Source organism: Azotobacter armeniacus (genome assembly GCF_054779355.1).
In genome coordinates this window covers 1-1,989 of sequence record NZ_BAAGYK010000151.1, presented here as the reverse complement: position 1 = coordinate 1,989, position 1,989 = coordinate 1, and the positions used below count along the sequence as shown (strand labels likewise).

Sequence of the window (1,989 nt, the reverse complement as noted above, 5' to 3'; positions counted from 1 at the left end):
TCGTGTATCCCTTCTCGACAAAGAGAAGACACGCTACACCAAACCTGCTCGGGCTGAAGCCGCTTGAAGCTACGGGCGCATCCGTTCATGCGATTGCCCTGCAGCGAATGGCATTTGCGCTCAGTTCTTTTGCCGGCTATGGTAGGTCAATCTCAATCCCTGCTCTGCCCTCGCATCAGCCTGTTCAGCTTCGCCCGCACCTCGATCTCCAGCTCTGGATGCTTGGCGATTTCCAGCTTCGCCCAGCTTTGCCACCCGTTCCCTTTGTCCCTACGCTGCGAATAGATCAGGTTGGCCAAGTCGAGGGCCCGCTTGTACCGGTTCAGGCACTCGGCTCTGCTCGCGCTAATCGCAGCCCGCTCTGCAGGTGAAATGGTCGCCAAATTGAAGCCAGGCATGTCTGCACATCCTCATTGGTTGCTATCTCAGCCCTATCCAGCGCCTCGTAGGTTTTCTCATCCAGCTTGCCCGCTCGATCTTCGGCAGAGTCCCCCATCTCTTCCAGCTCCAAGCAATCCCCCCCTCAGACATTACTTCTGCTCCTCCCAGTCGAGCCTCTTGGGAACAGGCAACACGCTCTTAAGGCTGTCCAGCTCCAGCAGGGTGAAATAGCCTCTCCCGTCTGACAGCCAAGCCCCGGTGTCGATGTGGTAGACGTTTCCAAGGACGGCTGGACGGCGCAACCACGTATGGCCGACCACAACTGCTCTAACCCCAAGCACAGCGCTTTCATCGCCTGCATCGATTCGCCTCCGCGACCACTGGCAATGGACCTTGATTTGCTCAAGCATTCGTTCAGGCAAAGCCGGGTTGCTCAATGCCAGGCGAAAGTCATCCCAGGTCGCCAGCGGGCAGTCGGCATGTACCAAGCCGACCAGCCCTTCCTCCGTCTTCACTTCGATAGCAATGGGCAACTCTGCGAACTGCACGGCGAACGCCTGTTGCTCCTCTTTAGGCAGGGCGAGGAACCATGAGGCGCCGGAGGCCAGATAGGCCTCAAAATCACCGACATGGCTCGTCAGCGCATACTGGACAGCAAGCTCCTCATGGTTTCCCTGTACAGCGATGAACCATGGTTTCGCCAGCCACTCCAAGGCCTGATCGGATTCAGGGCCGCGGTCTACCAGATCACCAACCGAGAACAGCCGATCGGTCCTAGGGTTGAAGCCAGCGGCGTCCAAGGTGACCTGAAGCTTGGAGAAATGGCCATGGATATCGCCGACGGCAAAGTCGCGGCCGGCGATGTTTCGCTCGAAACGTCGAATCTTGCTCATGCTGCAATTCCTCGAATTTTGAGTAGCCCTTCGGATCCAGATGGCTTGGCTCTCAGAGGTTGTGAAAAATTCAAGCGGCTGCTGCGCCCCCCCTCAAAACAGCCGCTAAAACGTTGCGCTACGTGAAAAGTAAGACCATTTGGCTCATAAACTCTCCCGCTTTTCACATGGCACGCCTTTTTGAAGGGGATTGGAGAGGCTCTCACGGCACTGTTCGATTTTTTCACAACCTCTCAGCTCTCCAGCCTCAGCCCAGAACAGCGTGAGCAGTTGAAGGCATGCCTGTCGGCACCTGGCAGCCTTGCGCAGGACATGATCGCTACGCCCAGCAGCTGCCCGCACTGTCAGTCCAGCGAGTTACAGCCGTGGGGCTCCAATGGCGGCCTGCCACGGTATCGCTGCAAGTTTTGCGGCAAAACCAGCAACCCATTGACGGGTACACCGATGGCGCGACTGCGAAAGCGCCATCTCTGGCAAGACTATGCCGAGGCGTTGACCCAGAGCCTGACGGTACGCAGGGCGGCGAAACACTGTGGCGTCAGCAAGAACACAGCCTTCCTGTGGCGACACCGGTTCCTGTCCCAGATCGCCGATCACCAGGCCCAGCATGAGTCCGGGATTGTCGAGGCCGATGAAACCTTCTTTCTGGAGTCTTTCAAGGGGCAGCGAGACTTGCCGCGCCTACCTCGCAAGCGCGGAGGCAGTGCGAAGCGAC

The 1,989-nt window shown here is 58.1% G+C and carries 3 protein-coding genes; 1 reads left to right on the top strand and 2 read right to left on the bottom strand.

The window, feature by feature from the left end; genetic code table 11:
• Positions 1–152: 152 nt before the first annotated feature.
• Positions 153–398: a hypothetical protein gene (locus ACYVD0_RS19735; protein ID WP_460428381.1), complete on the bottom strand. Its 246-nt coding sequence runs from the start codon at positions 396–398 to the stop codon at positions 153–155.
• Positions 399–530: 132 nt separating this feature from the next.
• Complete coding sequence (locus ACYVD0_RS19730; protein WP_460428380.1) at positions 531–1,274, bottom strand: metallophosphoesterase family protein; 744 nt, start codon at positions 1,272–1,274, stop codon at positions 531–533.
• Between the two features lie 210 nt (positions 1,275–1,484).
• On the opposite strand from ACYVD0_RS19730, the gene ACYVD0_RS19725 reads away from it, so the two are divergent.
• A partial coding sequence (locus tag ACYVD0_RS19725; RefSeq protein ID WP_460428382.1) for a transposase occupies positions 1,485–1,989 on the top strand: 505 nt, incomplete at its 3' end.